We start from the raw sequence: 25,155 nt of genomic DNA on the forward strand, positions 1-25,155 counted from the left end.
GCTGTCGCTAAATCAAGATCAAGCACCGTTTAGATTTCCAAGCTGACTTGGCGGACGCCGATCACATCCATGCACATCATGAAAAATGCGGCGGTGAAGCTGCCACGGCTTATCTTGTTCGCCAGATTGCGCTCGTTCTCATGCGCGCCCTTTTCCTTCAATTTCTCGGCGAGCAGCGCGTAGGTTATCCCCCGGCGCTTCAGTTCGCCTTTCAGTATGTTTTTCGCCCGTTCTTCGTAGGGCGCAGTGAGGGAATTGTCCGCCATCATCATTTCTCCAGAAAAAACATCATGAATGGTGATATATACCCTTGCATTTGCAGATTCAATGTCCTATATCCGATGTGCAACATCATCGGATTCGATATGCCTCAACATTTCCTCCTCTCTCCTGCCGCCAAGACCCTCTCCCTCTGGTCAAGGTTATGCGCATGTCGGATACGGAAGCCCGGACGGCCTTCCGCAAATACGCTGGTCGGAAACGGATGGTGACTACGCCGCCGAGAGGACAACCGCCGCGAAGCCAATGGAAACCAATTTGCAACGGCAGTGAGTGCGGTCGGCGTCGCGCCGAAGTCCAATCAATGGTGCGGGTATTGGCAGCGCCATATTGCCAAGCGCGCCTGAAAAGGTTGAGGCGTAGATTCTGGTGTGTTATAAGAAACGAAGCAGGCCGACGCGTTGTCGGCCTGCCCATGATTACGGTATTAACTTCCTCGGAACCGATCCTGCCGGTGGTGCGGCAGTCCGGATAACGCCGAAGCGCGGTGATGCAGTAGACATGGTTTTCTCCGTTCTCCCGGGGCCAACAGCGCCGGGTCTGCCGTAGGTAGCGGAAAGATTGCCAAACAGGGACACCTAGTTCCCCCCTGTCTGGTGCACCAGCATGGGGCCTTGCGGCACGTGGCTGGTATTCGATGAAACGTCTGCCAGAAGATCGGCGGGCGTTTTGTCTTTTTCGGCTCCCGGGCCGGGGCTTTCGCCCCATTCCGCAGGCCCGTAACCGTGGCCGGGAAGATTGTTCAGCCGGCTGGAGTTACTCAGCATGGAGGAAAGAGTCTTGGCCGGCACCTGCCCTCCAAGCTCAATCCCTGCATTAACGACAATCGGGAGAAGCTGCCCGGAAGTGGCGCGAAGGCCGGTGGAAATGGTGTGGACGATCACCAAATTCTCCACTTGTGCCAACTTCGTCCCGGGGCGGGCTACCGAGGCCGCCTTCGGCGACCTCGCCGCCGCCGTGATCGGCTTGGCCCTATCCATGGCGTCGAACGCCTCGTAGCTGTCGATAAGCTTCTGGACGATCTGGAGCTTCTGGAAAACAGGGTCCTTGGCAAGCATGGCCCGAAGGCTGTCTGCCTCCCGCTTTGCCGCTTCAAGAAGTTCGTTTGCCATATCAACACCTGTCAGGTCTGATTCTCTGCTCTCTTATCGCACAGAATCCAAGGTACGTACAAGTCTTCTAGCTCTCAATTCACAGAGCATAAGAACAGAGGAGGACAAAACGGGTACGATTTTACCAGAAGGTCAAAGAATTGAACGGTCCAGAACAAAGAAAAAGGGCGACCTACTGGCCGCCCCGTTTTAGTTTCCAGAGCGTGTAAGGCCCGTTGGCGTCGTGGTCTTCCGACCAGCCGCATTCGACAACCAGCCCTTGGCCGACGCACGTTTTTATGCAGGCTCCAATCCGTTTCTTATCGCGGCGTAGGTTGCATCGTCGGCGACAAGGCCGCGATCTGCTACCCACATCTCGGTGATCTGGCGCGATGTCAGCGGCTCCGTTGCCTCTCGCATTGTGTTGAGCAGAAACCGCTTCACAGAGCCTTTCTCGGCGCGATGCTTGGTCACGTACTTTTTTATCGGGGACGTGTCGGCGTTCGGATCGAACAGCCTCATTGCCGCGTCCAGATGGTCTATGTCGATGGCCAGCTTTTTGATCTCGGCGCGGTATTTGTCGCGCAGGGCTGTAAGCTCCCGGTGCTTGCCCACAAGACCGGCAACGGCGTTCGGTCGATCACAGTCTGAACGGGTCACCATGTATGATGATGTACACCTCTATAACGATGATGTAAACATCATATTTGGTGGGTCTTCTCCATAATACCGGCCTACTCCGCCGCCACCCCTTTCACTTCCAGATAGCTTTCCATCGAATCGTCCATCGCCTGCAGCCAGGGCGTATGGTGCAACGGCGCCATCGTGCCGGTCATCAGCGAACGGTAGGCATTGTCGCGGAATGTCATGATGTTCTCCATCTTGTGGTGCTCCCACTCCATGAAGGTCTGATTGACAGCCTCGACGTCGAAGCCGGGATAGTCGGTCTGCTCCATGAGCTCCTTGGTGTAGTCGCCCTGGAACCAGATCATCTGCTCGGCGTCTTCCAGCGTTTCCTCGCGCGCCCGCCATTTCGCGCCGTGTTCCGCCATCACTTCTGCCGAAGGCAGCTTGATGCGGCCCATGATGACGTCGCGCGCGAACCAGGCCTGCGCGTCGAACATGTTGAAGGTGTAGAATTGGTCCTGCATGCCGATGTAGAACAGCCGCGGGTTCTTCTCCCAGACGACGCCCTCATAGAGCCCGTCCGGCCACATGCGGTTGGCCGTCTTGAGCTTCAGATCCTCGGTCAGGAACGGGAAGGAATGGAGATAGCCGGTGCACAGGATGATGGCGTCGACATCCCTGGTGCTGCCGTCCTTGAAATGCGCGGTCTTGCCGACGACCTTCTGCAGCAGCGGCACTTCCTGCCAATTGTCAGGCCATTTGAAGCCCATCGGCTTCGAGCGGTAGCTGGAGGTGATCGATTTGGCGCCGTATTTGTAGCATTGCGAGCCGATATCCTCGGCCGAATAGGAGCGGCCGATGATCAGGATGTCCTTGTCCTTGAATTCCATGGCGTCGCGGAAATCGTGGCTGTGCAGGATGCGGCCATTGAAGCTCGAAAAGCCTTCGAAATAAGGGACGTTGGGCACGGAGAAATGCCCTGAGGCGACAACGACGTTGTCGAACTCTTCCGAATAGGTGACGTCGTTGGTGCGGTCATGCGCGGTGACGGTGAACTTCTTCGTCGTGTCCGAAAACGTCACCATGCGCACCGGGCTGTTGAAGCGCACCCATTCGCGCACGCCGGATTTTTCAACGCGGCCCTTGATGTAATCCCACAGCACCGCACGCGGCGGATAGGAGCCGATCGGCCGGCCGAAATGCTCCTCGAACGTGTAGTCGGCGAATTCGAGGCATTCCTTCGGCCCGTTCGACCAGAGATAACGGTACATCGAGCCATGTACCGGGTCGCCATGCTCGTCGAGGCCGGTGCGCCAGGTATAGTTCCATAGGCCGCCCCAGTCGGACTGCTTTTCGAAGCAGACGATTTCCGGGATGTCCGCGCCCTTGTCGGCTGCCGACTTGAAGGCTCGAAGCTGGGCCATGCCGGACGGTCCGGCTCCAATGACGGCAACACGACTTTTCATTGCAGGCCTCCCGTTCTCATTTCCCTAACGAAACAAATTTCACTGACAGGGACAGTAATTGCCCCTTCGATACTGTCAACAGGCCTTCTGCTGAAACCGCGTTTCATCGGGTCGGATTTCAGCAGAACTGCTGACGGCGGAAATCCGGCCCGCATGAGGGTCGACGTGAAGCGGCTTGCTGCCGCAGTTGCGCTCAGCTACCCGCAGCGAATATGTTCACCGTGAGTGAAATAAATCCTGAGAACCCCGGGGTGGCGACATGGCGAAGAAGGCTTCGAACTTCAGGAATGGGACAGCTCCCGCCAAGACCAAGCCATTGCCGAAGGGCGCGGCAACGATCCGGGCGCCGCTGACCCAGGACCCGCACGCCGTTCGCGACATCCGTGAAAAAGTCCTGGAGGTGGCGATCGGCCGCGAGGTGCGGGCGTTCCGCAAGAAGCTCGGCATCACCGTCGCCGATCTTGCTGTCGCCACCGACATTTCGCTGGGCATGCTGTCGAAGATCGAAAACGGCATCACCTCGCCGTCGCTGACGACGCTGCAGGCGCTGTCGCGGGCGCTCGGCGTTCCGGTCACCGCCTTCTTTCGCCGCTTCGAGGAGGAGCGCAGCGCCGTCTTCGTCAAGGCCGGCGAAGGGCTCGATGTCGAGCGCCGCGGCACGCGCGCCGGCCACCAGTACAATCTTCTCGGCCATATCGGCTCGAACACCAGCGGCGTTGTCGTCGAGCCCTATCTGATCACGCTGACCGAGGATTCCGATGTGTTTCCGACCTTCCAGCATGAAGGCATGGAGTTCCTCTACATGCTGGAAGGCGAGGTCGTTTATCGGCATGGCAGCAATCTCTACCCGATGAAGCCGGGGGACAGCTTGTTCTTCGACGCCGATGCACCGCACGGACCGGAAGTGCTGACGGTTCTGCCGATGCGCTATTTGTCGATCATCTGTTATCCGCAGAGCAGTGCGGGGTGAGACTCTAGCTTGGGTTCCTCGCCCCCACGAAAGTGGGGGAGAGGTGGCTCGGCGAAGCCGAGACGGAGAGGGGGAGCCGCGCTCTACGAAGGCCTCCTCTCCGGCCGCTTCGCGGCCACCTCTCCCCGCTTCGCGGGGGCGAGGAACCCAAATCCTGAGGGGGAGCGCGCTGACAAGCGCAGAAAAACTCAATCCGGCCCAAAGCCCGGGCTCGTCGGGCTGCCATCATCCAGCTTCGACAGCCACTCGAGCAGCGTCGGGCGATAGCGCGTCAGGCCTTTGTAATTGACGAGCTCTTCGGGCAGGTCGCGGATGACGCGGTGCAGGCGCCGCGCCCATTTCGGCTGCGTCACCAATTCGTCCATCTTGATCAGGTAGCAGCGGATCGGGAAGACGATGCCGTTTGAGCGCGGCAGCCGCCAGAAACTCTGCAGCTCGACGCGCAGATGGACTTTGTCGCCAACATTTTCTGATGTCACCGTCGCCCGATCCGGACCCCATTTGTGATAGTTTTCCGGGCTGGTGTCGAGGCGCGGATTGATGGTCATCGTCCAGTTCAGGCGCCGCGCCGGCTTGCCTTGCTGGATGTTGGTGAGGAACTTCAGCGCCCGGATGAAAATTCCCTTCTCATGCGCCAGCGGCACCGGCGCGTGCCATTCGAAGAAGTTCATGCCGATGTCGAAATCGAGCGACCAGTCGGCCTGGGTGGTGACCATCCCGGCGTCCATCCACAGATTGCCGTCGCGCTGGTCGAGGATGCAGAAGTCGCCCTGGCTCTGGCGCGTAATGTATTCCATCGGTCCATAAGGCAGCGTCGACACGTCGCCGAAGGTGAAGGTGTCGTCGATGCCGAGCGGCCGGTTTATCCAGCGCCATTTGTCGCCGTCGCGCGTCAGCGTGAAGTGCTCGGGATAACCCAGCGCCTGCTGTTCCATCAGGAGTTCGAGCAGATCCCAGCCGGCCAGCGTCATATGCGGCAGCGATTGGCAGCGCAGTGGATCCTCGGCCAGTACCAGCGCGCGGTCCTGCATCTCGGCGACATAGTGCTCGTCGACGTCGATCAGGTTTTCGAGCACGCTGCCCTTCGGCCCCACAACATGCGGCTCGATGTTGACCGCATACATGTAGCCGTCTTCATGGAACGGGAACGGAAACCGCCTGATGTGCTCCGGGCTGTTCCTGAAGGTGAAGTCGTCGCGGAACGTTTCCTTGCGAAAGGTGATGCCCAAGCTCGCCTCCTATCTTTCCAGCACCAGCGACCTGCCCTCGAAGCGCGAGACGCAAGGCATGATCTTCTTGCCGCAACGATGCTCTTCCTCGCTCAGCCAATGGTCGTTGTGGATGAATTTGCCGTCATGCGAGATGACGTTGGTTTCGCACTGGCCGCAGACGCCGCCGCGGCAGAGATAGGGCGGATCGACGCCGGCGGCCTCAATCGCTTCAAGCAGACTCTGCTGCTCGCCGACGCGGATCGTCTTGCCGCTGACCGCCAGCGTCACGTCGAACGGCGCGCCAGGCTGCGGGGCCGCGAAATGCTCGAAGTGGACGGTCTCCGTCGGCCAGCCCAGGCTTGCTGCGCGATCGCGCACCCAGCCGATCATGCCCGACGGGCCGCAGACATAGAGATGCGTGCCGAGCGGCTGCGACGACAACAGCCGGTCGAGCTCGATGCGCTCGTCGCGGTCGTCGCGGTAGAGCCTGACCCGGCGGTCGTAACGCTCTCTGAGCACATCGGCATAGGTGCCGAGCGAGGCGGTGCGGCAGGTGTAGTGCAGCTCGAAATTGCCGCCTTGCGCCGCCAGCTGCGCGGTCTGCGCCATGAACGGCGTGATGCCGATGCCGCCAGCCAGCATCAGATGCTTCCTGGCGCGCAGATCGAGCGAGAACAGATTGACCGGATAGCTGATCACCATCTCCATGCCGGGCCTGACATTCCTGTGCATGAACAGCGAGCCGCCGCGGCCGACATCGTCGCGGCGCACCGAGATCGTGTATTCGCGCGTGTCGAGCGGCGAGCCCATCAGCGAATAGGGATTGAGCCGGGTCCGCTCACCATCGCGCATTTCGACGACGACATGGGCACCGCCGGAGAATGTCGGCAGCAGCGCGCCGTCACGCCTGCGGAAATGGAAGCGCGTCACCAGTTCGTTGACCGGAACGACATCGCTCACCACGACGTCAAGCTTGGTGGTGCCGGTGCTCATCGAAAGATCTCCTCCGCCGGAGGAATTTCGCTGCGGTCTTCCGCATTGATGCAGACGCCCTGGAATGCCGCGAGGCGTCTGGAATAATGATCGCGTACCAGGAGAAGCAGGCCACAATGCGAACAGGTCGCCGGCTGCGTCGTCACGTTTTCGGTGATGCCCTTGCAATGGACGCACTGCATGCGGCGCGCCAGCGAGCCGCGATGCTCGGTCTGGATCGAGGTATGGTCGATGCCGGCTTCGAGCGCGACCTGCATGGCCTGGCCGATCAGCCCTTCCGTGCCGGCGAGATAGAGGCGCAGGCCCATATGCGCGTTGGCCAGCGTCTGCTTCAGCCGCGGCAAAGCGCTGGCGAAGGAAGGCCCCTGGTAGAACTGCGCCGGCTTCAGCGCCTCGAGTGCGGCGACTTGCTTGCCGTCATGGTCGGGGCTGGGGCCGGGGATGAAGATGATGTGGGCATCGGCAAAGAAGCCGGCGGGCGCCTTGGACGCCAGGTCTGTTATCGCCAGCGCACCCTCTGCATCCGCGACGAAAAGATGGTGCTTGCCGGGCTGCGGGGACAGGGTTCCGTAGACCGGCCTGCTGATGATGCTTTTCGCTGCCATTCTCTCAGTATGCCTCAGCCTTTCGCCGTGCGCTTGGTCTTCTTCGGATCGTCGAACGGAAGCGGCTCAGCCGTCGCGCTGATGGCGCCGCTCTGGTTGCGGATCTCGAGCCTGGTGCCCTGGACGGCGCAGTCGACGTCGAGCCGGGCGATGCCCATCGATTTCTTGACCAGCGGCGAATACATGGCGCAGGTCACCACGCCGACCTTTTTGCCGTCGCGATAGACCAGTGCGCCCTCGTCGGCCGGCTGCTTGCCTTCGAGCAGCACGCCGAAGATCTTGAACCGTTCCTTGCCCTTGAGGCGGTAGTGCTCCTCGGCGCCGCGAAAGCCTGTCTTGCCTGGGCTGACGGTAAAATCGAGGCCGAGTTCCCAAAGCGTATCGCCGGGGCCTTCGTTCTCGAACGGATATTTCTGCGAATTGTCGTAGGGGTAGAACAAGAGGTAGCTCTCGACACGCAGCATGTCGAGCGTGGTGAACCGGCACGGGATGATGCCGGCGCTCTTGCCCTCATCGAGGATGGTATCCCAGATCGTGCCGGCATCCTGGCCACGGCAGAAAATCTCGTAGCCGCGTTCGCCGGTGTAGCCGGTGCGCGAGATCATCACCGGAAAACCGAACAGCCGGGTCTGCATGTGGTGGAAATAGGCGAGGTCGCGAATGCCCGGCACATGCTTTGCCAGATAGTCGACTGATGTCGGCCCCTGCAGCGAAAGGTCGTGCAGATTGTCGTCGAAGCGCAGCGAGACATCGCGGCCCATGGCGGCCCGCTGCAACTCCTCATGGCCGGTGCCCGAACCATGCACGACCATCCAGGAATTCGGGCCGGTGCGGTAGAGGATGCAGTCGTCGGTGAACTTGCCGGCCTCGTTGAGCATGCAGGCATAGGCCGACTTGCCGGGATATATTTTCTCGACGTCGCGCGTCGTCGCCAGGTCGATCAGATGCGAGGCATGCGGCCCGGTGATGTGGACCTTCTTCAGGCCCGACACGTCCATCAGCCCGGCCTTGGTGCGGATGGAGATGTATTCCTCGTCGGCATCCTTGTCGTAGGTCCAGGCGGTGCCCATCCCGCTCCAGTCTTCGAGCTTCGAACCGAGCGCGCGATGGCGATCCGCCAAGGTCGAAAATCTCCAGGATGCGGTCATGGACTTGCTTCTCCTCAACACGATTGCCGACGTTCCGCCACTGCAGGGGACTGCGGTGCCCTGGGACGGTCCGCGCATATTGACTCAAAACTCCAAAAGCGCGCAATACTAAGATGCAAAAAGTTTTACTGAGAGGCAAGGAACGCAACTGAACGGAGGGGACATGAAATGGAAGGGAATCTCAACGCGCTAACAACCATTTTCACGGAATTCTATTACTGGGTGACCATCGTCATGATGTTCCTCATCCATGTCGGGTTCTGCATGTATGAGGTCGGCGTGTCGCGCCGACGCAATCATCTGAAAACGCTTATGAAGAACGCAATGGCGATCCCGCTCGTCACGATCACCTTCTATTTTTTCGGCTGGTGGATCTATTTCGGCTTCCCCAATGGGCCGGGCATCGCGGGCGGGCTTGTCACCGCACCATTTGCCGAACCATGGAATCCGCTGATGGGCACCCACCTCTCCGGTGTCAATCCAGGCGAGACGGGGGTTACCCCTACCGATGCCGCGCTGTGGCATCGCCTTAACGGCGTGTTCTGGGGCGCCTTCCTGCTGTTTTCCATCACCACGGCGTCGATCGTCTCGGGTTCGATCATCGAGCGCGCGCGCTCTGGCGCATTCTGGATCGTCGCGGTGCTGGTCGGCTCGGTCCTGTGGATCCTCGACGCGTCGTGGGGCTGGCATCCGCAAGGCTGGATGGTGAAGCTCTGGGGCTATCATGATGCGTATGCGTCGGGGGTCGTGCACGCAATCGCGGGCGGAGCGGCGCTCGCCTTTCTCATCGTGCTCGGACCGCGCATCGGTAAATTCAGGCCGGACGGTACGGCGCGCGACATCCCGCCCCACAATGTGTGGCTGGTCACGATCGGCCTGTTCCTGATTTTCACCGGCTTCTGGGGCTTCTATGCCGCGTGCAACATTCCGCTGATCAGCCCGGCCACGATTGCCGGCCAGATCACCGGCGAGACCTGGACGGCGACCAACATCTATCTCGCGCCGACCACGCTCTCGGCGATTACCTTCAATTTCCTAATGTCGCTGTCTGGCGGTATGTTGGCCGGCTACATCGTCTCGAAAGGCGACCCGTTCTGGACATTCTCCATGGGGCTCTGCGGCGTAATTGCAACCTCGGCCGGCAACGACCTCTACCACCCGATCCAGGCGATGCTGATCGGCGCGATCGTCCCTAGCATCTGCTACAAGCTACACTACTTCGTCGAGCGTCGCTTCAAGATCGACGATGCGGTAGGCGCCGTCGCCGTGCATGGTTATGGCGGGTTCCTCGGGGTCGTCGTGGCGGGCTTCATGCTGTGGGGACAGCCGTCCTCACCCTATGAGGGCTTCGCGCACATCAACCCGCTCGGCAACTTCGCTGGCGCGGTGCTGATGTTCGTGCTCGGCTTCGTCCCCACCTTTATCGTCTGCAAGATCCTCAACAGCATGAACCTCCTGCGCGTACCGGCGAAGGTCGAACTCGAGGGCGTCGACTTTGCCCTCAACCATGCGTTCGAGGCGTCGGTGCGCGAAGTGGGAGCCGCCGAAAAGGCCATGATGAAATAGTCAAAGGACAAGGAGAATTCGCAATGTCGACCAATGGAATGGAAAGCTGGGCCGTCGATCTCAAGGACGTCGGCGCGATCTATCCCTTTCAGGGCTCCGAGGTCGTGATGGTCATCATCGGCCTCGTCTTCTGGATCGGGTGGCACGTCCTCCAGACGCGCCACGAGAACGCTGAAATCGAAGCCGATATGGCTGCGGATCGCACCGGAGAGGAAACCAGAAAGGCGATCGACCGCCATTAAGCTACCAACGGGTCGCCTGGCGCGTCATTTGCGCCAGACGACTTGTCCAAGATGAAAAAAACTTTCATGCGAGTTGAATTGGACTTATGAAGCTGGTAGCACCTAAATCATACCTCATCTCAGGAGCCTGACATGTGCGGAATCGTCGGACTGTTTTTGAAGGACAAGTCGCTCGAGCCCCAGCTCGGCTCAATGCTGTCGCAGATGCTGATCTCGCTCAGCGATCGCGGTCCCGACAGCGCCGGCATCGCCATCTACGGCGCGCCAACAGGCAACGAGGCCAAAATCACCATCCAGTCGGCAAAGCCGGAGCGCGACTTCCGCGGCCTCGACGCCGAACTGGCCAAGGCCATCGGAGCCCCGGTCAGCATTGCAGTGAAGTCGACCCATGCCGTCGTCAGGACCACCCCCGCCAAGATCGATGAAGCGCGCGAGGCCATTCAGACGCTTCGCCCGGATATCCGCATCATGGGTGCCGGCGACGTTGTCGAGATCTACAAGGAAGTCGGCTTGCCGGAGGCGGTCGTCGATCGTTTCGACGTCAGCAGCATGACCGGCACGCACGGCATCGGGCATACCCGCATGGCGACCGAATCGGCTGTCACAACAATGGGCGCGCATCCGTTCTCGACCGGCGCCGACCAGTGCCTTGTGCACAATGGTTCGCTGTCCAATCACAACAATGTCCGCCGCGAGCTGATACGCGAAGGCATGAAATTCGAGACCGAGAACGACACGGAGGTCGCGGCCGCCTATCTCTCCTCGCAGATGGCGCATGGCAAGAATCTCGGCGAGGCGCTGGAAGGCACGCTGAGCGACCTCGACGGGTTCTTCACCTTCGTCGTCGGCACCAAGAACGGCTTTGGCGTGGTGCGCGATCCGATCGCCTGCAAACCTGCCGTCATGGCCGAGACCGACCAGTATGTCGCCTTCGGCTCGGAATATCGCGCGCTCACCAAACTGCCCGGCATAGACAATGCGAGGGTCTGGGAACCCGAGCCCGCAACCGTCTATTTCTGGGAGCACTGAGTTCATGCCAGCAATCAACGTCTCCAAGGCCGCGCGGGATCAAAACCATGCATCGCGTGTCTTCGACCTCAGCGAAATGCCGCTGCGCGATCTCAATCAGGCGCTTCACGATTTGACCCCTGGTTCGAACGAGACCGCCTGGGAAGTACTTCATCCGAAAGGCAGCCACTCGGTCGCCGTCGGGGTCGACCAGCCGATCACCATCGATATCCGCGGCAGCGTCGGTTATTATTGCGGCGGCATGAACGACGGCAGCACCATCACCGTGCATGGCTCGGCCGGACCTGGCGTCGGCGAGAATATGATGTCGGGCTCGATAACGGTGAAAGGCGATGCCAGCCAGTATGCCGGCGCCACCGGCCGGGGCGGGTTGCTGGTCATCGAAGGCAATGCGTCGTCGCGCTGTGGCATTTCGATGAAAGGCATCGACATCGTCGTCCATGGCAATATCGGCCACATGTCGGCGTTCATGGCGCAGTCGGGCAATCTGGTGGTGCTGGGCGATGCCGGCGACGCGCTCGGCGATTCCATCTACGAGGCGCGGCTGTTCGTGCGCGGCAAGGTCAGCAGCCTCGGCGCCGATTGCATCGCCAAGGAAATGCGTCCCGAGCATCTGGAATTCGTGCAAGGCCTGCTCGACCGTGCCGGCGTGACCGGCGTCAAAGCGACGGAATTCACCCGTTACGGTTCGGCGCGCACGCTCTACAATTTCAACATCGACAACGCCGACGCGTATTGAGGCTCAATGACCTATCGCAACCCGCCGACGACGCCGCGCAAATCCGCGACCTTCGACGACTACACGCTCTCCGAGATTCGCCGCGCTGCGGCGACCGGCATCTATGACATCCGCGGCGCCGGCGCCAAGCGCAGGCTGCCGCATTTCGACGACCTGCTGGTGCTCGGCGCCTCGATCTCGCGCTATCCGCTCGAAGGCTATCGCGAGCGTTGCGACACCAGTGTCGTGCTGGGTTCGCGCCATGCCAAGAAGCCGATCGAGCTGAAAATCCCGATCACCATCGCCGGCATGAGTTTTGGCTCGCTGTCCGGTCCGGCCAAAGAAGCTTTGGGGCGCGGCGCGACGCTGTCCGGCACCTCGACGACCACCGGCGACGGCGGCATGACCGAGGAAGAGCGCGGTCACTCGCAGACGCTGGTCTATCAATATCTGCCGTCGCGCTACGGCATGAACCCGCGTGATTTGCGCCGGGCGGATGCGATCGAGATCGTCGTCGGCCAGGGCGCCAAGCCCGGCGGCGGCGGCATGCTGCTTGGCCAGAAGATCTCCGACCGGGTCGCCGAGATGCGCACGCTGCCGAAGGGCATCGACCAGCGCTCGGCCTCGCGCCATCCCGACTGGACCGGGCCCGACGATCTCGAGATCAAGATCCTGGAACTGCGCGAAATCACCGACTGGGAAAAGCCGATCTACGTCAAGGTTGGCGGCGCACGACCCTACTACGATACAGCCCTAGCGGTGAAGTCTGGCGCGGACGTCGTCGTGATCGACGGCATGCAGGGCGGCACCGCCGCAACCCAGGAAGTGTTCATCGAGAATGTCGGCCAGCCGACGCTTGCCTGCATCAGGCCGGCGGTGCAGGCGCTGCAGGATCTCGGCATGCACCGCAAGGTGCAGCTGATCGTCTCCGGCGGCATCCGCAACGGCGCCGATGTCGCCAAGGCGCTGGCGCTCGGCGTCGATGCGGTTTCGATCGGCACGGCGGCGCTTGTCGCGCTCGGCGACAACGATCCGCGCTGGGAAGCGGAGTATAACGAGCTTGGCACCACCGCCGGCGCCTATGACGACTGGCACGAGGGACGCGACCCGGCCGGCATCACCACGCAGGATCCCGAACTGATGAAGCGGGTCGACCCGGTCGCTGCCGGACGGCGATTGGCGAATTATCTGAAGGTGATGACGCTCGAGGCGCAGACCATCGCCCGCGCCTGCGGCAAGAACAGCCTGCACAATCTCGAGCCCGAGGATCTCGTCGCGCTCACCATCGAAGCCGCCGCCATGGCCGGCGTGCCGCTGGCCGGCACCAACTGGATACCGGGGAAGAACGGCTTCTAGGATATAAGACCACCAAAAATTCCATAAGCGAGGAACTATAATGGGGAACGATCTCGCCGCATTCGCCAAAGAGAACGGCGTCAAATATTTCATGATTTCCTACACCGACCTGTTCGGCGGGCAGCGTGCCAAGCTGGTGCCGGCGCAAGCCATCGCCGATATGCAGAAGGACGGTGCCGGCTTCGCCGGCTTTGCCACCTGGCTCGACCTGACGCCGGCGCATCCCGACATGCTGGCGGTGCCGGATCCGGATTCGGTCATCCAGCTGCCGTGGAAGCCGGAGGTCGCCTGGGTCGCCGCCAATTGCATCATGGACGACAAGTCGGTCGCCCAGGCGCCGCGCAACACGCTGAAGCGTCTGATTGGCGAGGCGGCCGGCGACGGCATGCACATCAAGACCGGCGTCGAGGCCGAATTCTTCCTGATCTCGCCGGACGGCAAGACGATTTCCGACGAATACGACACGGCGTCGAAGCCCTGCTACGACCAGCAGGCGGTGATGCGCCGCTATGATGTCATCGCCGAGATCTGCGACCACATGCTGGCGCTCGGCTGGGGCGCCTACCAGAACGACCATGAGGACGCCAACGGCCAGTTCGAGATGAACTGGGCCTTCGACGATGCGCTGGCGACCGCCGACAAGCACTCCTTCTTCAAGTTCATGGTGAGGTCCGTTGCCGAAAAGCACGGCCTGCGCGCAACATTCATGCCGAAGCCATTCCCCGGCCTGACCGGCAATGGCTGCCATGCCCACATCTCGGTGTGGGACAAGGACGGCAAGACCAATGTCTTTGCCGATAATGCCATGGAGCTCGGCCTGTCGGAGAAGGGCAGGAATTTTCTCGGCGGCATCATGAAGCATGCCTCGGCACTAGCCGCGATCACCAACCCGACCGTCAATTCTTACAAGCGCATCAACGCGCCGCGTACCATTTCGGGCGCCACCTGGGCGCCGAACTCGGTGACCTGGACCGGCAACAACCGCACCCATATGGTACGCGTGCCTGGCCCCGGCCGCTTCGAGCTGCGCCTGCCCGATGGCGCGGCAAACCCCTATCTGCTGCAGGCCGTCATCATCGCCGCCGGACTCGACGGCATCCGCTCGAAGGCCGATCCCGGCAGGCGCTACGACATCGACATGTACCAGCACGGACATACGGTGGAGGGCGCGCCGAAGCTGCCGCTCAACCTGCTCGATGCATTGCGCGAGTTCGACAACGACAAATCGCTCAAGGCGGCGCTGGGTGAGGAATTCTCGTCGGCTTACCTAAAGCTCAAGCACCAGGAATGGAATTCCTATGCTTCCCACTTCACCCAGTGGGAGCGCGACCACACGCTGGACATCTAGAGCATCGGACCGAATAGTGCGAAGCGGTTTTCGGATGGTTCCGATGCGTCAAGAAAGATCCTGCGTAGCGCGAGCGACCTCGGAATAGATTTATGAAATACTCGATCTTCTCCCTCGCCCGCGCCGCCTTTTCCGGCCACAAGAATTGGCAGCGCACCTGGCGCGATGCCAGCCCTAAGGATCATTACGACGTGGTGATCATCGGCGGCGGCGGCCACGGCCTGGCGACGGCGTGGTTCCTGGCCAGCGAGTACGGCATCAGGAATGTCGCCGTGCTGGAAAAGGGCTGGATCGGCTCCGGCAATGCCGGCCGCAACACCACCATCATCCGCTCCAATTACGGGCTGCCCGGCAATACCGGTTTCTACGAGCTGTCGATGAAGCTGTGGGAGCGCATGGAGCAGGACCTCAACTACAACACGATGGTCAGCCAGCGCGGCGTCATCAACCTCTATCATTCCGACGCGCAGCGCGACGCCTATGCGCGGCGCGGCAACACCATGCGCATCAACGGCATCGATGCCGAACTGCTCGACCTGGCGGCGGTCAGGAAGATGATGCCGTTCCTGAACTTCGACAATGCGCGCTTTCCCGTGCAAGGCGGCCTCTTGCAGCGACGTGGCGGCACGGCGCGCCACGACGCGGTGGTCTGGGGCTACGCCCATGCGGCGAGCGCGCTCGGCGTCGATATCATCCAGAACTGCGAAGTGTTCGGCTTTGTGCGGGACGCCAATGGCAAGGTGACCGGCGTCGAGACTTCGCGCGGCACAATCGGCGCCGGCAAGGTCGGCATGGCCGTCGCCGGCAGTTCATCGCGCGTCGCGGCGATGGCTGGACTGCGCCTGCCGATCGAAAGCCATGTGCTGCAGGCCTTCGTTTCCGAAGCGATCAAGCCGCTGATCCCCAACGTCATGACCTTCGGCGCCGGCCATTTCTATGTCAGCCAGTCCGACAAGGGCGGGCTGGTCTTCGGCGGCGACATCGACGGCTACAATTCCTATGCCCAGCGCGGCAACATGCCGGTCATGGAAGACGTCTGCGAGGGCGGCATGGCGCTGATGCCAATGATCGGCCGCGTGCGCCTGTTGCGCCAGTGGGGCGGCATCATGGACATGTCGATGGACGGCTCGCCGATCATCGACAAGACGCCGGTCGACGGGCTCTATCTCAACGCCGGCTGGTGCTATGGCGGCTTCAAGGCGACGCCGGGCTCCGGCTTTGTCTTTGCCCATCTTCTGGCGCGCGACGAATTGCACAAGGAGGCGGCGCAGTTCCGCCTCGACCGGTTCCGCCGCGGCGCGATGATCGATGAAAAGGGCGTCGGCGCCCAACCGAACCTGCACTGAGGACGGCCCGGAAAACATGCGTATTGTCTGCCCTTTCTGCGGCGAAAGAGAACTTGGCGAGTTCACCTATCTCGGCGATGCCAAGCCGGCGCGTCCGGCGGCCGGCGCCTCTGAGGACGAGGTGTTCGACTACGTCTATCTGCGCGACAATGTCGCCGGTGCGATGAGCGAACATTGGTACCATGGCGGCGGCTGCCGGGCCTGGCTGAAGGTCACGCGCAACACGCTGACGCACGAGATTTCGTCGATCGAGCCGGCGGCGGGCGTAGGTGCAAGGCAGGTTGCGAAATGAATTCTCCTGTCGAAGTTTGCGCTGCCGCGAAGATCGCGAGCTCCCTACCTCCCCCTTGTGGGGAGGTCGGACCGCAGGTCCGGGTGGGGGTCGGCGCCGCACCCCCACCCCGCTGCTTCGCAGCGACCCTCCCCACAAGGGGGAGGGTGAGGGGCAGCGCGACGCTCCTGCATAACGTCAAAGCGACGGAAGGCCGGCAATCGTGATTTCCAGCCAACCCAATCGTCTCTCATCGGGCGGCCTTATCGATCGTTCGGCACCGCTGAATTTTCGCTTCGACGGCAAAACCTTTGCCGGCTTCGAAGGCGACACGCTTGCCTCGGCCCTGATTGCCAACGGCGTCAGGCTGGTCGGCCGCTCGTTCAAATACCACCGGCCGCGCGGCATCCTGACCGCTGGTTCGGAAGAGCCCAACGCCTTGGTCGAGCTGCGAACGGGCGCGCGCCGCGAACCGAACACCAAAGCGACCACGGCAGAACTTTACGACGGTCTCGAAGCGGCCAGCCAGAACCGCTGGCCGTCGCTGCGGCACGATCTGATGGCGGTGAACCAGTTGTTCGCGCCGATCTTCGTTGCCGGCTTCTACTACAAGACTTTCATGTGGCCGGCAAAATTCTGGGAAGCGATCTATGAGCCGGCGATCCGCCGCGCCGCCGGTCTTGGCCGCGCGGCTGGCGTCGCCGATCCCGACCATTACGATAAGGCCTGGGCGCATTGCGACGTGCTGATCGCCGGTTCCGGCCCGGCCGGGCTCGCGGCAGCACTTGCTGCCGGCCGATCTGGCGCCCGCGTCATCCTGTGCGAGGAAGATTTTGCGCTCGGCGGCCGTCTGCTCGCCGACGGCGGCACGATCGACGGCATGCCGGCGGCCGAATGGATTTCGCGCACGCTGGCCGAGCTCGCCACGCTGCCCGATGTCCGTATCATGAACCGCACGACATTGATCGGCGTCTATGATGGCGGCACCTATGGCGCGATCGAACGCGTCAACGACCATCTGCCCTCCCCGCCGGAGCATCAGGTGCGCCAGCGGCTGTGGCGGATCGTGGCAAAGCGCTCAATCGTTGCCGCCGGCGCCATCGAACGGCCGATCGTCTTTGCCGGCAACGACACGCCCGGCGTGATGATGGCTTCGGCGATGCGGACCTATGTCGCGCGCTATGCGGCGACGCCGGCCAAACGCATCGCGCTGTTCACCAACAATGAGGATGGCTGGCGCACGGTCGAGAGGGCACTTGGCGCCGGATTGCAGATCGCAGCGGTCGTCGATGCGCGGCCGGATGTTTCCCCTGCTCATCGTTCGCTCGCCTCGAAAGGCGGTTTCCCGGTGCTAAACGGTTCGGTCAGCGCGGTCGATGGCGGGAAGGACGGTGTCCGAAAAATCTCGGTATCGCTCACCCGCGGCGCACGCGCCGAGGTCGAGGTCGACGGGCTTGCCGTTTCCGGCGGCTGGAACCCGGCGGTCGGGTTGACCTCCTACCATCGCGGGCGGCCGAAATGGCAGGACGACATATCGGCCTTCGTGCCGGACAGCGCTCCTCTGGGCATGGTGGCCGCAGGTGCTGCCAACGGCGCCTTCGGCCTCGGCGCCTGCCTGCGCCAGGGGTTTGCCGCCGGTGCGGCTGCGGCACAGAGCGCCGGGCGCAGCGGCAATGCCGGCACGCCGCCAGTTGCCAATGATGAGGCTTTTTCGCTGACCCCGCTCTGGCATGTCGCCGGTAAAGGCAAAGCTTTTGTCGACTATCAGCATGACGTCACCGCTTCGGACATCGAACTGGCGCAGCGCGAGGGCTTTGAATCGGTCGAGCATCTGAAGCGCTACACGACGCTCGGCATGGCTACCGACCAGGGCAAGACCTCGAACGTCGCCGGCCTCGCCATTATGGCGGCGGTATCGGGCAAATCGATCCCCGAGACCGGCACGACGATCTACCGTCCGCCCTATGTGCCGGTCGCCATCGGTGCCTTCGCCGGCCATCATCGCGACGAGAACTTCCATGCGACACGACTGACGCCGTCGCACCACTGGGCGGCCGAACAAGGCGCGGTATTCGTCGACACCGGCCTGTGGAAGCGCGCTCAATGGTATCCGCGCGCCGGCGAGAAGGACTGGCTGGAGTCCGTTACCCGCGAGGTCAAGGCGGTGCGCGGCGGCGTCGGCTTCTGCGACGTCTCGACGCTCGGCAAGATCGACGTGCACGGCCCGGATGCCGGCGCCTTCCTCGACCGCGTCTACATCAACACCTTCTCCAGTCTGGCTGTGGGAAAAGCGCGCTACGGGCTGATGCTGCGCGAGGACGGCATGGTCTATGACGACGGCACCACGTCGCGGCTGGCCGAAGGCCATTATTTCCTGACCACCACTACTGCCAAGGCCGGGCCGGTGATGCAGCATCTCGAATTCTGCCGGCAGGTGCTGTTTCCTGAACTCGACGTGCAATTGACGTCGGTGTCCGACCAGTGGGCGCAATTCTCAATCGCCGGGCCAAAGACCCGGGACCTGCTTCGGGAAATCGTTGATCCGGCCGAGGATCTGTCGAACGAGGGCTTTCCGTTCATGGGCGCGCGCGAAGTGGCGCTGCGCGGCGGCATCAGGGCGCGGCTGTTCCGCATCTCGTTCTCCGGCGAGATGGCGTTCGAGATCTCCGTTCCGGCCCGCTACGGCGACGCGCTTGTGCGCAACCTTATGCTGGCCGGCAAACCATTCGGCGTGACGCCCTACGGCACCGAGGCGCTCGGCGTCATGCGCATCGAAAAGGGCCATGTCGCCGGGCCGGAGCTGAACGGCACCACGACCGCCGCCGACCTCGGCCTGGGCAAGATGATGTCGACCAAGAAGGATTTTATCGGCCGCGTCATGGCCGGACGAGAGGCGCTGGTTGCGCCGGACCGGCAGGTGGTGGTCGGCATCAAGCCGACGGACAAGACACGCCGCCTGCGCTCCGGCGCGCATATCATTCCGAAGGGCGAGATACCAGGTTCCGCCAACGACCAGGGTTATGTCACGTCGGTATGCTTTTCGCCGACGCTCGACCAGTGGATCGGGCTGGCGCTTGTCGAGCGCGGCCGCGAGCGGATCGGCGAGATCGTCCATGCGCATGACCCGCTGCGCGGCGAAGACTATGATGTCGAACTGTGCAATCCCGTCTTCTACGATCCGGATGGAGGGCGCCAGCGTGGCTGAGTTTTCATGGGTTTCTCGCAGTCCACTGGAGCACGCACTTGTTGAAGGCGCCTATGGTGCGCGCGGCGTCACGCCGGGCATTTCGCTCACCGAGATCCGCAATTTCGACCTGATCCAGATCATGGCGCGGCGCGGGAAAGCGGCGGACCTGGCAAGCGACGCCAAAGCCCGTTTCGGCATGGCGGCTCCGGATGTGCCGAAGGTGGTCAGCGCTTCGGACGCCGTGCTCGTGTGGTCGGGACCGGATCAGTTCTTCGTTCTGTCGAAGGGCGGCAAGCACACGGCTGAAACACTCGCTCAGGCGTTTGCATCTTCCGCCTCGCTGTCGGACCAATCGCATGCGCGAGTGCTGATCAGCATCTCCGGCGCCAAGGCGCGGGCGATGCTGGCCAAGCTGTCGTCGATCGATTTGCACCCCATGGCGTTCCCGGTTGGGGCTGCTGCTGCGACCTCAATGGATCATACCAGCGTTACGCTCTGGCGCGGCGCGGACAAGCCGGACGGACAGGCGGCGTTCAACGTTTTGGTGTTTGCAACGTTTGCTGAAAGTCTGTGGCACACGATGCTGGATTCGGCTGCGGAGTATGGTGTCGAGATCGAGTATTCCGAGGAACTTTAGTTCGGTAATTGCGGAGTTTGGCGCTGCCCCTCATTGCCCTGCCGGGCATTTCTCCCCGTGAACGGGGAGAAAGAAGCTGGCCGCGACGCCGGCGCCATTTTTTTTTGGAACGTTGGAGATTGGCGAAAGCGGCGATGGGAGCGTCCTTCGCCCCGTTTACGGGGAGAAGATGGCGGCAGCCAGATGAGGGGCAGCGCCGACGTTCGGAAGACAAGGCTGATCGGCGAGAAATTCAACCTGAACCGACCGAGCCCCGCGCGACACCCTTCGCCTTGCCAAATCCAGCCTTCCGAGCCTATTCTTGCTGCTAAAATAATTTCACGTACAGGCAAACTTATTTCCTAAACCACAGGGTCGAGATGAGCCAGTCGCCCTACCCCGCCGTCGCAGCCGGACCGCCCCGGCCGAGCCTCGTCCTTAGGCCCGGCCAGATTGCGCTGCCGGCCGGCATGGAGCGCTATTCCGTTCAAGGCAATGGCGCGGTGCTCATCGATATCGAGGCCGGTGACACCATCACCGTGCGCAATGTCGAAGGCGGGCAGGCCTGCGAACTGCTGGCATGGGACAAGAGCGGCACCACCGACGCAGGCATTCTCGGTGAGAAATCGAACAGCAATGCCGCCGGCATCAAGGCGCTGCTGGCCGATGGCGACGACAGCCTCGCTTCCTTGCGCCGGGGGCTCGAGCGACGCCAGGTGCAGCTTGATCAGCCAAAGGCGGTGCGGGTCTTCAGCGGCGCCACCCCTGCCGGCACCGAACAGGGTTTTACCGTCGCCCGCGACGGCGCGATGCTGATCGCCGCTCCTGGCGGGCCGATGCTGGTCGATGGCCACGACACTGCGACGCCGCTCAGCGTCATCGTGCGCCGCGCCACCATCCGTCCGGCGGCGAAGTCGCAATTGGGCGATCCGCTCGCCGATCCGGTGCTCGATTTGCGCGTCCATTCGGCGACCGCGGAATCCTACTTCGTCAAGGCGGGCGACTATCTACAGATCATCGATGTCGACGGGCGCCAGTGCACCGACTTCCAGTGCTTTTCCGCCCGCAAGCTCGACAAGGGACGCGACCATCCGCTCGACGTGACGACGACCCGCACGCTGATGGGTTCGAGCTATCCGATGCCCGGCTTGCATTCGAAATACTACGACCAGGACATGGAGCCGCTGGTCGAGGTGGTGCAGGACACATGCGGCCGGCATGATGCATTCGCGCTCGCTTGTGCGGCCAAATATTACGACGACATCGGCTATCCCGGTCATCCCAACTGCTCGGAGAATTTCAACCGCGCGCTCTCGGACAAAGGCGTAAATCCCCGCGCGGGCTGGATGGCGATCAACTTCTTCTTCAACACGGCGATCGACGCGCATGGCGTCATGGTTTCCGACGAGCCGTGGTCGCGGCCGGGCGACTATGTGCTGCTGCGGGCGCTTACCGACATCGTCTGCGTCTCGTCCGCCTGCCCTGACGACACCACGCCGGCCAATGGCTGGAACCTGACCGACATCCATGTGCGAACCTATTCCGGCCAGCACAAATTCTCGCGAGCGATCGCCAGACGCATGACGCCCGATTCGGAACCGAAAATGACCCGCGAGACAGCCTTTCATTCGAGCTTTGCCAAGCACACCCGCAACTTCGTCGAGTACAGGGGCTATTGGCTGGCCAATTCCTTCGCCAAAGAAGGGGCTATCGACGAGTACTGGGCCTGCCGGCAGGATGCCGTGATCATGGACCTGTCGCCACTGCGCAAGTTCGAGGTCACCGGTCCGGATTCCGAAGCGCTGCTGCAATACACGCTGACCCGCGACGTGAAAAAACTCGGCGTCGGCCAGGTCGTCTATTCCGCCATGTGCTACGACCATGGCGGCATGATCGATGACGGCACGCTGCTCAGGCTCGGCAAGGACAATTTCCGCTGGGTCGGCGGCGACGAGCTTTCCGGCGAATGGCTGCGTGAGACGGCGACTAAACTCGGCCTCAACGTGCTGGTGCGCTCGTCCACCGATCAGATGCACAATGTCGCCGTGCAGGGGCCGAAGAGCCGTGACATCCTCAAGGAGATCATCTGGACCTCGCCGCTGCAGCCATCGATCGAGGAGCTCGAATGGTTCCGCTTCGCCGTTGCCCGTATCGGCGGCGGCAACGGCATTCCGGTCGTTGTCTCGCGCACCGGCTACACCGGCGAACTCGGCTACGAGATCTGGTGCCATCCGCGCGACGCCGAGAAGGTGTTCGATGCCATCTGGGAGGCCGGCCAGCCGCACGGCTTGAAGCCGATGGGGCTGCAGGCGCTCGACATGGTGCGCATCGAGGCCGGGCTGATTTTTGCCGGCCATGAATTTTCCGACCAGACCGATCCGTTCGAGGCCGGCATCGGCTTCACCGTGCCGCTGAAGACCAAGACCGACGATTTCATCGGCCGCGAGGCGCTGATCCGGCGCAAGGAAAACCCGCAGAAGAAACTGGTCGGCCTCGACATCGACGCCAACGTCGCGGTCGGCCATGGCGATTGCGTCCATATCGGCCGCGCCCAGATCGGCGAGGTCACCTCGGGCATGCGTTCGCCGGTGCTGAACAAGAATATCGCGCTGGCCAGGCTTGACGTCACCCATGCCGCCATTGGCACCGAGGTCGAGATCGGCAAGCTCGACGGCCACAGCAAGCGGCTGCCGGCGCGGGTCGTCGCCTTCGCCCATTACGACCCGCAAAAGACCAGACCGCGCTCCTAACGCCGGTTTCAAGGATCGGGAATGGCGCGAGCCATACGCGTGCAAAAGTCGATTTCTCGCCTGTATAAGCTGGCGGCGCGTGCCGCCGGCGCATGTTCCACACCTGCGATGTGCACAGCTTCACAAAAAGCTTGACGTGAAAGCGTGACGGATCAATCTTCACTGCTAAGAAAAAAATACCACTGAGCGGAAAACGCCTGAGGTCGTTCAACGCGTGCGTCGGTGACGCCTCGCGCGGTCGCGGTCGCCGCCGATGGGGAACATCAAAAAGGGGAATTCACACATATGAGCACGATAGTCTCTGCCTTGGCGCCGGCTGCCGAAGGGAAGCTGCACCGGAACATCGATTGGCGCGGCGCCTTCTGGGTGGCAAGCGGCGTTCCCGCCCTTGTCCTGTTTTCGATCGGCGGCATTGCCGGGACGACCGGGAAGCTGGCCTTCCTGATCTGGACCATGTCCATGATCATGGGCTTCCTGCAATCCTTCACCTATGCGGAGATCGCCGGCCTGTTTCCAAACAAGTCCGGCGGCGCCTCGATCTATGGCGCCACCGCCTGGCTGCGCTATTCCAAGTTCATCGCGCCGCTATCGGTGTGGTGCAACTGGTTCGCCTGGTCGCCGGTGCTGTCGCTTGGCTGCTCGATCGCCGCCGCCTATATCCTCAACGCGCTGGCGCCGGTGCCGCTGTTTACCGACACCTCGCCGGAAGTCGCCGCCTATATCGCGGCTCATGCCGGAACGAGTGCTGCCGACGCCATCACGGCGGTGACCGCGGCCGCCACACCGGCGATCCGCACCTGGACGCTCTACGGGCACACGCTGGGTCCGGTCTCCTTCACCTTCAACGCCACCTTCTTCATCGGCGCGGTGCTGATGCTGATCATCTTCTCCATCCAGCACCGCGGCATCCTGGGCACGGCCAACGTGCAGAAATATATCGGCCTATTCGTGATCATCCCGATGCTGATCGTCGGCGTCGTGCCGATCATCACCGGCCAGATCGACTGGGCGAACTTTTCGCCGCTGGTGCCGCTGGCAGCCGCCTACGCGCCGGAGCCCGGGGCGTGGAACATCGCCGGCTGGACGCTCGTTCTCGGCGGCATGTTCATCGCCGCCTGGTCGACCTACGGCTTTGAGACCGCCGTCTGCTACACGTCGGAGTTCAAGACGCCTGGCACCGACACGTTCAAGGCGATCTTCTATTCCGGCCTCTTGTGCATGCTGCTGTTCATCCTGGTGCCGTTCACCTTCCAGGGCGTGCTCGGCTTGAACGGCATGCTGGCAACCCCGATCGTCGACGGCTCCGGCGTCGCCGATGCGCTGGCAGGCATGGTCGGTGGCGGACAGCTGATCCACAGCCTGCTGGTGATGCTGATGATCCTGGCACTGGTGCTGTGCATCATGACGGCGATGGCGGGTTCCTCGCGCACGCTCTACCAAGGCTCGGTCGATGGCTGGCTGCCGCGCTATCTCAGCCATGTCAACGAGCATGGCGCCCCGACGCGGGCGATGTGGACCGACCTGATCTTCAACCTGGCCGTGCTGGCCATCGCCTCGGCCGACGCGACGAGTTTCTTCTTCATCCTCGCCGTGTCGAATTGCGGCTACATCATCTTCAACTTCCTCAACCTCAACGCCGGCTGGATCCACCGCATCGACAACGGCCACATCGCGCGGCCTTGGAAGGCACCGAGCTGGCTGCTCGGCCTCGGCGCCATCTTTGCCTATGTCAACATGATCTTCATGGGCGCCGGGGCCAAGGTCTGGAACCCAATGGCACTGTGGGCAGGATTGATCACGGCGGCGCTGATCATCCCGGTGTTCTGCTTCCGGCATTACATTCAGGACAAAGGCAAATTCCCCGATCACATGCTCGCTGATCTCGGCATGACGTCGTCCGATCTCGCGGTCAGAAAGGCGGGCATCCTGCCCTATTTGACGCTGATCGCCGGCGTCGTGGTGATGCTGCTCGCCAACTGGCTATTCGTCATCTGACCCCGCCTGAGGGGATCAAGCGCGCGATGCACGCTTGATCCCCGCATGTTTTGTTCTTGCTTTGTGCCTGCAGCTATGCTATTAATTTAGCTGTGCTAATGATTCGTGCCGATGATGACCCGCCGCCGAGGCGGGTTTTTTCGTGTCAGGGCCAATCGGCGGATCACTCAATCGATCTTGATGAACACGCCCTTGGTATTGAGATACTCGTCGAGGTGCTCGGCGCCGCCCTCGCGGCCGTAGCCGCTCATCTTGTAGCCGCCGAAGGCACCGCCGGATCGATGGCGTGGAGGTGTTCACCCAGACCGGGACGTCACATCTGCCAACAGCTCCATTCGGCG

Annotated in this window: 21 protein-coding genes and 2 pseudogenes; 14 read left to right on the forward strand and 9 right to left on the reverse strand. The window is 62.2% G+C overall.

Annotated features, from left to right (window positions below; all coding sequences use genetic code 11):
• Nucleotides 1-29: 29 nt before the first annotated feature.
• The gene (locus tag ABID19_RS04760) at nucleotides 30-272 is read right to left on the reverse strand and encodes a DUF6471 domain-containing protein (RefSeq protein ID WP_354488418.1); all 243 of its coding nucleotides are present in this window, start codon (nucleotides 270-272) and stop codon (nucleotides 30-32) included.
• Between the two features lie 93 nt (nucleotides 273-365).
• Here ABID19_RS04760 and ABID19_RS34330 point away from each other — a divergent pair.
• Nucleotides 366-492: pseudogene (locus ABID19_RS34330) on the forward strand (IS1595 family transposase); the annotation flags it as partial.
• A 365-nt stretch (nucleotides 493-857) separates the two neighbouring features.
• On the opposite strand, the gene ABID19_RS04765 reads toward ABID19_RS34330, so the two are convergent.
• The 3 genes from ABID19_RS04765 to ABID19_RS04775 all read right to left on the reverse strand — a co-directional run bounded on the left by ABID19_RS04765 (nucleotide 858) and on the right by ABID19_RS04775 (nucleotide 3,463).
• Nucleotides 858-1,391, reverse strand: coding sequence for a hypothetical protein (locus tag ABID19_RS04765; protein WP_354488420.1), 534 nt, complete (start codon nucleotides 1,389-1,391; stop codon nucleotides 858-860).
• Between the two features lie 276 nt (nucleotides 1,392-1,667).
• Nucleotides 1,668-2,033, reverse strand: a complete 366-nt coding sequence (locus ABID19_RS04770) for a hypothetical protein (RefSeq protein WP_354488422.1) — start codon at nucleotides 2,031-2,033, stop codon at nucleotides 1,668-1,670.
• A 71-nt stretch (nucleotides 2,034-2,104) separates the two neighbouring features.
• Nucleotides 2,105-3,463, reverse strand: coding sequence for an NAD(P)/FAD-dependent oxidoreductase (locus ABID19_RS04775; protein WP_354488424.1), 1,359 nt, complete (start codon nucleotides 3,461-3,463; stop codon nucleotides 2,105-2,107).
• 259 nt (nucleotides 3,464-3,722) lie between these two features.
• On the opposite strand from ABID19_RS04775, the gene ABID19_RS04780 reads away from it, so the two are divergent.
• Nucleotides 3,723-4,433, forward strand: coding sequence for a helix-turn-helix domain-containing protein (locus ABID19_RS04780; protein ID WP_354488426.1), 711 nt, complete (start codon nucleotides 3,723-3,725; stop codon nucleotides 4,431-4,433).
• A gap of 188 nt (nucleotides 4,434-4,621) precedes the next feature.
• On the opposite strand, the gene ABID19_RS04785 is transcribed toward ABID19_RS04780, so the two are convergent.
• The 4 genes from ABID19_RS04785 to ABID19_RS04800 are packed head-to-tail and all read right to left on the reverse strand — an operon-like array spanning nucleotide 4,622 to nucleotide 8,390.
• Complete coding sequence (locus tag ABID19_RS04785; protein ID WP_354488428.1) at nucleotides 4,622-5,662, reverse strand: heme-dependent oxidative N-demethylase family protein; 1,041 nt, start codon at nucleotides 5,660-5,662, stop codon at nucleotides 4,622-4,624.
• Nucleotides 5,663-5,671: 9 nt separating this feature from the next.
• Entirely contained in the window at nucleotides 5,672-6,637 is a 966-nt protein-coding gene (locus ABID19_RS04790) for a PDR/VanB family oxidoreductase (protein WP_354488430.1), read from the reverse strand.
• On the reverse strand, nucleotides 6,634-7,242 hold the full coding sequence (locus ABID19_RS04795; RefSeq protein ID WP_354488431.1) for a dimethylamine monooxygenase subunit DmmA family protein: 609 nt from the start codon (nucleotides 7,240-7,242) through the stop codon (nucleotides 6,634-6,636). The genes ABID19_RS04790 and ABID19_RS04795 overlap by 4 nt, the downstream gene beginning before the upstream one ends.
• Before the next feature lie 14 nt (nucleotides 7,243-7,256).
• The gene (locus tag ABID19_RS04800) at nucleotides 7,257-8,390 is read right to left on the reverse strand and encodes an aminomethyltransferase family protein (protein WP_354488433.1); all 1,134 of its coding nucleotides are present in this window, start codon (nucleotides 8,388-8,390) and stop codon (nucleotides 7,257-7,259) included.
• 168 nt (nucleotides 8,391-8,558) lie between these two features.
• Between ABID19_RS04800 and ABID19_RS04805 the strand changes: the two genes are divergently transcribed.
• From ABID19_RS04805 to ABID19_RS04860, 12 genes are all read left to right on the forward strand, one after another.
• Nucleotides 8,559-9,956, forward strand: a complete 1,398-nt coding sequence (locus ABID19_RS04805; RefSeq protein ID WP_354488435.1) for an ammonium transporter — start codon at nucleotides 8,559-8,561, stop codon at nucleotides 9,954-9,956.
• Between the two features lie 23 nt (nucleotides 9,957-9,979).
• Nucleotides 9,980-10,198 carry a hypothetical protein gene (locus ABID19_RS04810; RefSeq protein ID WP_027152229.1) on the forward strand — a complete coding sequence of 73 codons (219 nt, stop codon included), beginning with the start codon at nucleotides 9,980-9,982 and terminating at the stop codon, nucleotides 10,196-10,198.
• Nucleotides 10,199-10,330: 132 nt separating this feature from the next.
• Entirely contained in the window at nucleotides 10,331-11,227 is an 897-nt protein-coding gene (locus ABID19_RS04815) for a class II glutamine amidotransferase (RefSeq protein WP_354488437.1), read from the forward strand.
• A gap of 4 nt (nucleotides 11,228-11,231) precedes the next feature.
• Entirely contained in the window at nucleotides 11,232-11,966 is a 735-nt protein-coding gene (locus ABID19_RS04820) for a GXGXG domain-containing protein (RefSeq protein ID WP_354488439.1), read from the forward strand.
• A 6-nt stretch (nucleotides 11,967-11,972) separates the two neighbouring features.
• Nucleotides 11,973-13,301 carry an FMN-binding glutamate synthase family protein gene (locus ABID19_RS04825; RefSeq protein WP_352936143.1) on the forward strand — a complete coding sequence of 443 codons (1,329 nt, stop codon included), beginning with the start codon at nucleotides 11,973-11,975 and terminating at the stop codon, nucleotides 13,299-13,301.
• Between the two features lie 40 nt (nucleotides 13,302-13,341).
• Nucleotides 13,342-14,649 (forward strand): type III glutamate--ammonia ligase, encoded by a 1,308-nt coding sequence (gene glnT, locus ABID19_RS04830; protein ID WP_354488442.1) that lies wholly within the window; start codon nucleotides 13,342-13,344, stop codon nucleotides 14,647-14,649.
• Nucleotides 14,650-14,741: 92 nt separating this feature from the next.
• The gene (locus ABID19_RS04835) at nucleotides 14,742-15,995 is read left to right on the forward strand and encodes a sarcosine oxidase subunit beta family protein (RefSeq protein WP_354488444.1); all 1,254 of its coding nucleotides are present in this window, start codon (nucleotides 14,742-14,744) and stop codon (nucleotides 15,993-15,995) included.
• 16 nt (nucleotides 15,996-16,011) lie between these two features.
• Nucleotides 16,012-16,287, forward strand: a complete 276-nt coding sequence (locus ABID19_RS04840; RefSeq protein WP_354488446.1) for a sarcosine oxidase subunit delta — start codon at nucleotides 16,012-16,014, stop codon at nucleotides 16,285-16,287.
• A 205-nt stretch (nucleotides 16,288-16,492) separates the two neighbouring features.
• Nucleotides 16,493-19,471: a sarcosine oxidase subunit alpha gene (locus ABID19_RS04845; protein ID WP_354489461.1), complete on the forward strand. Its 2,979-nt coding sequence runs from the start codon at nucleotides 16,493-16,495 to the stop codon at nucleotides 19,469-19,471.
• Nucleotides 19,464-20,090, forward strand: a complete 627-nt coding sequence (locus tag ABID19_RS04850; RefSeq protein ID WP_354488447.1) for a sarcosine oxidase subunit gamma — start codon at nucleotides 19,464-19,466, stop codon at nucleotides 20,088-20,090. Before ABID19_RS04845 ends, ABID19_RS04850 begins: the two co-directional genes overlap by 8 nt.
• A gap of 359 nt (nucleotides 20,091-20,449) precedes the next feature.
• A complete protein-coding gene (locus ABID19_RS04855) occupies nucleotides 20,450-22,819 on the forward strand; it encodes a DUF1989 domain-containing protein (protein ID WP_354488448.1) in 2,370 nt (789 codons plus the stop codon).
• 285 nt (nucleotides 22,820-23,104) lie between these two features.
• Nucleotides 23,105-24,814 (forward strand): APC family permease, encoded by a 1,710-nt coding sequence (locus ABID19_RS04860; protein WP_354488450.1) that lies wholly within the window; start codon nucleotides 23,105-23,107, stop codon nucleotides 24,812-24,814.
• Between the two features lie 167 nt (nucleotides 24,815-24,981).
• Here the strand turns inward: ABID19_RS04860 and ABID19_RS04865 are convergent.
• Nucleotides 24,982-25,120 (reverse strand): annotated as a pseudogene (locus ABID19_RS04865) (aldehyde dehydrogenase family protein); the annotation flags it as partial.
• Nucleotides 25,121-25,155 lie beyond the last annotated feature (35 nt).

Source organism: Mesorhizobium robiniae (assembly GCF_040545535.1).
GTDB lineage: Bacteria > Pseudomonadota > Alphaproteobacteria > Rhizobiales > Rhizobiaceae > Mesorhizobium > Mesorhizobium robiniae.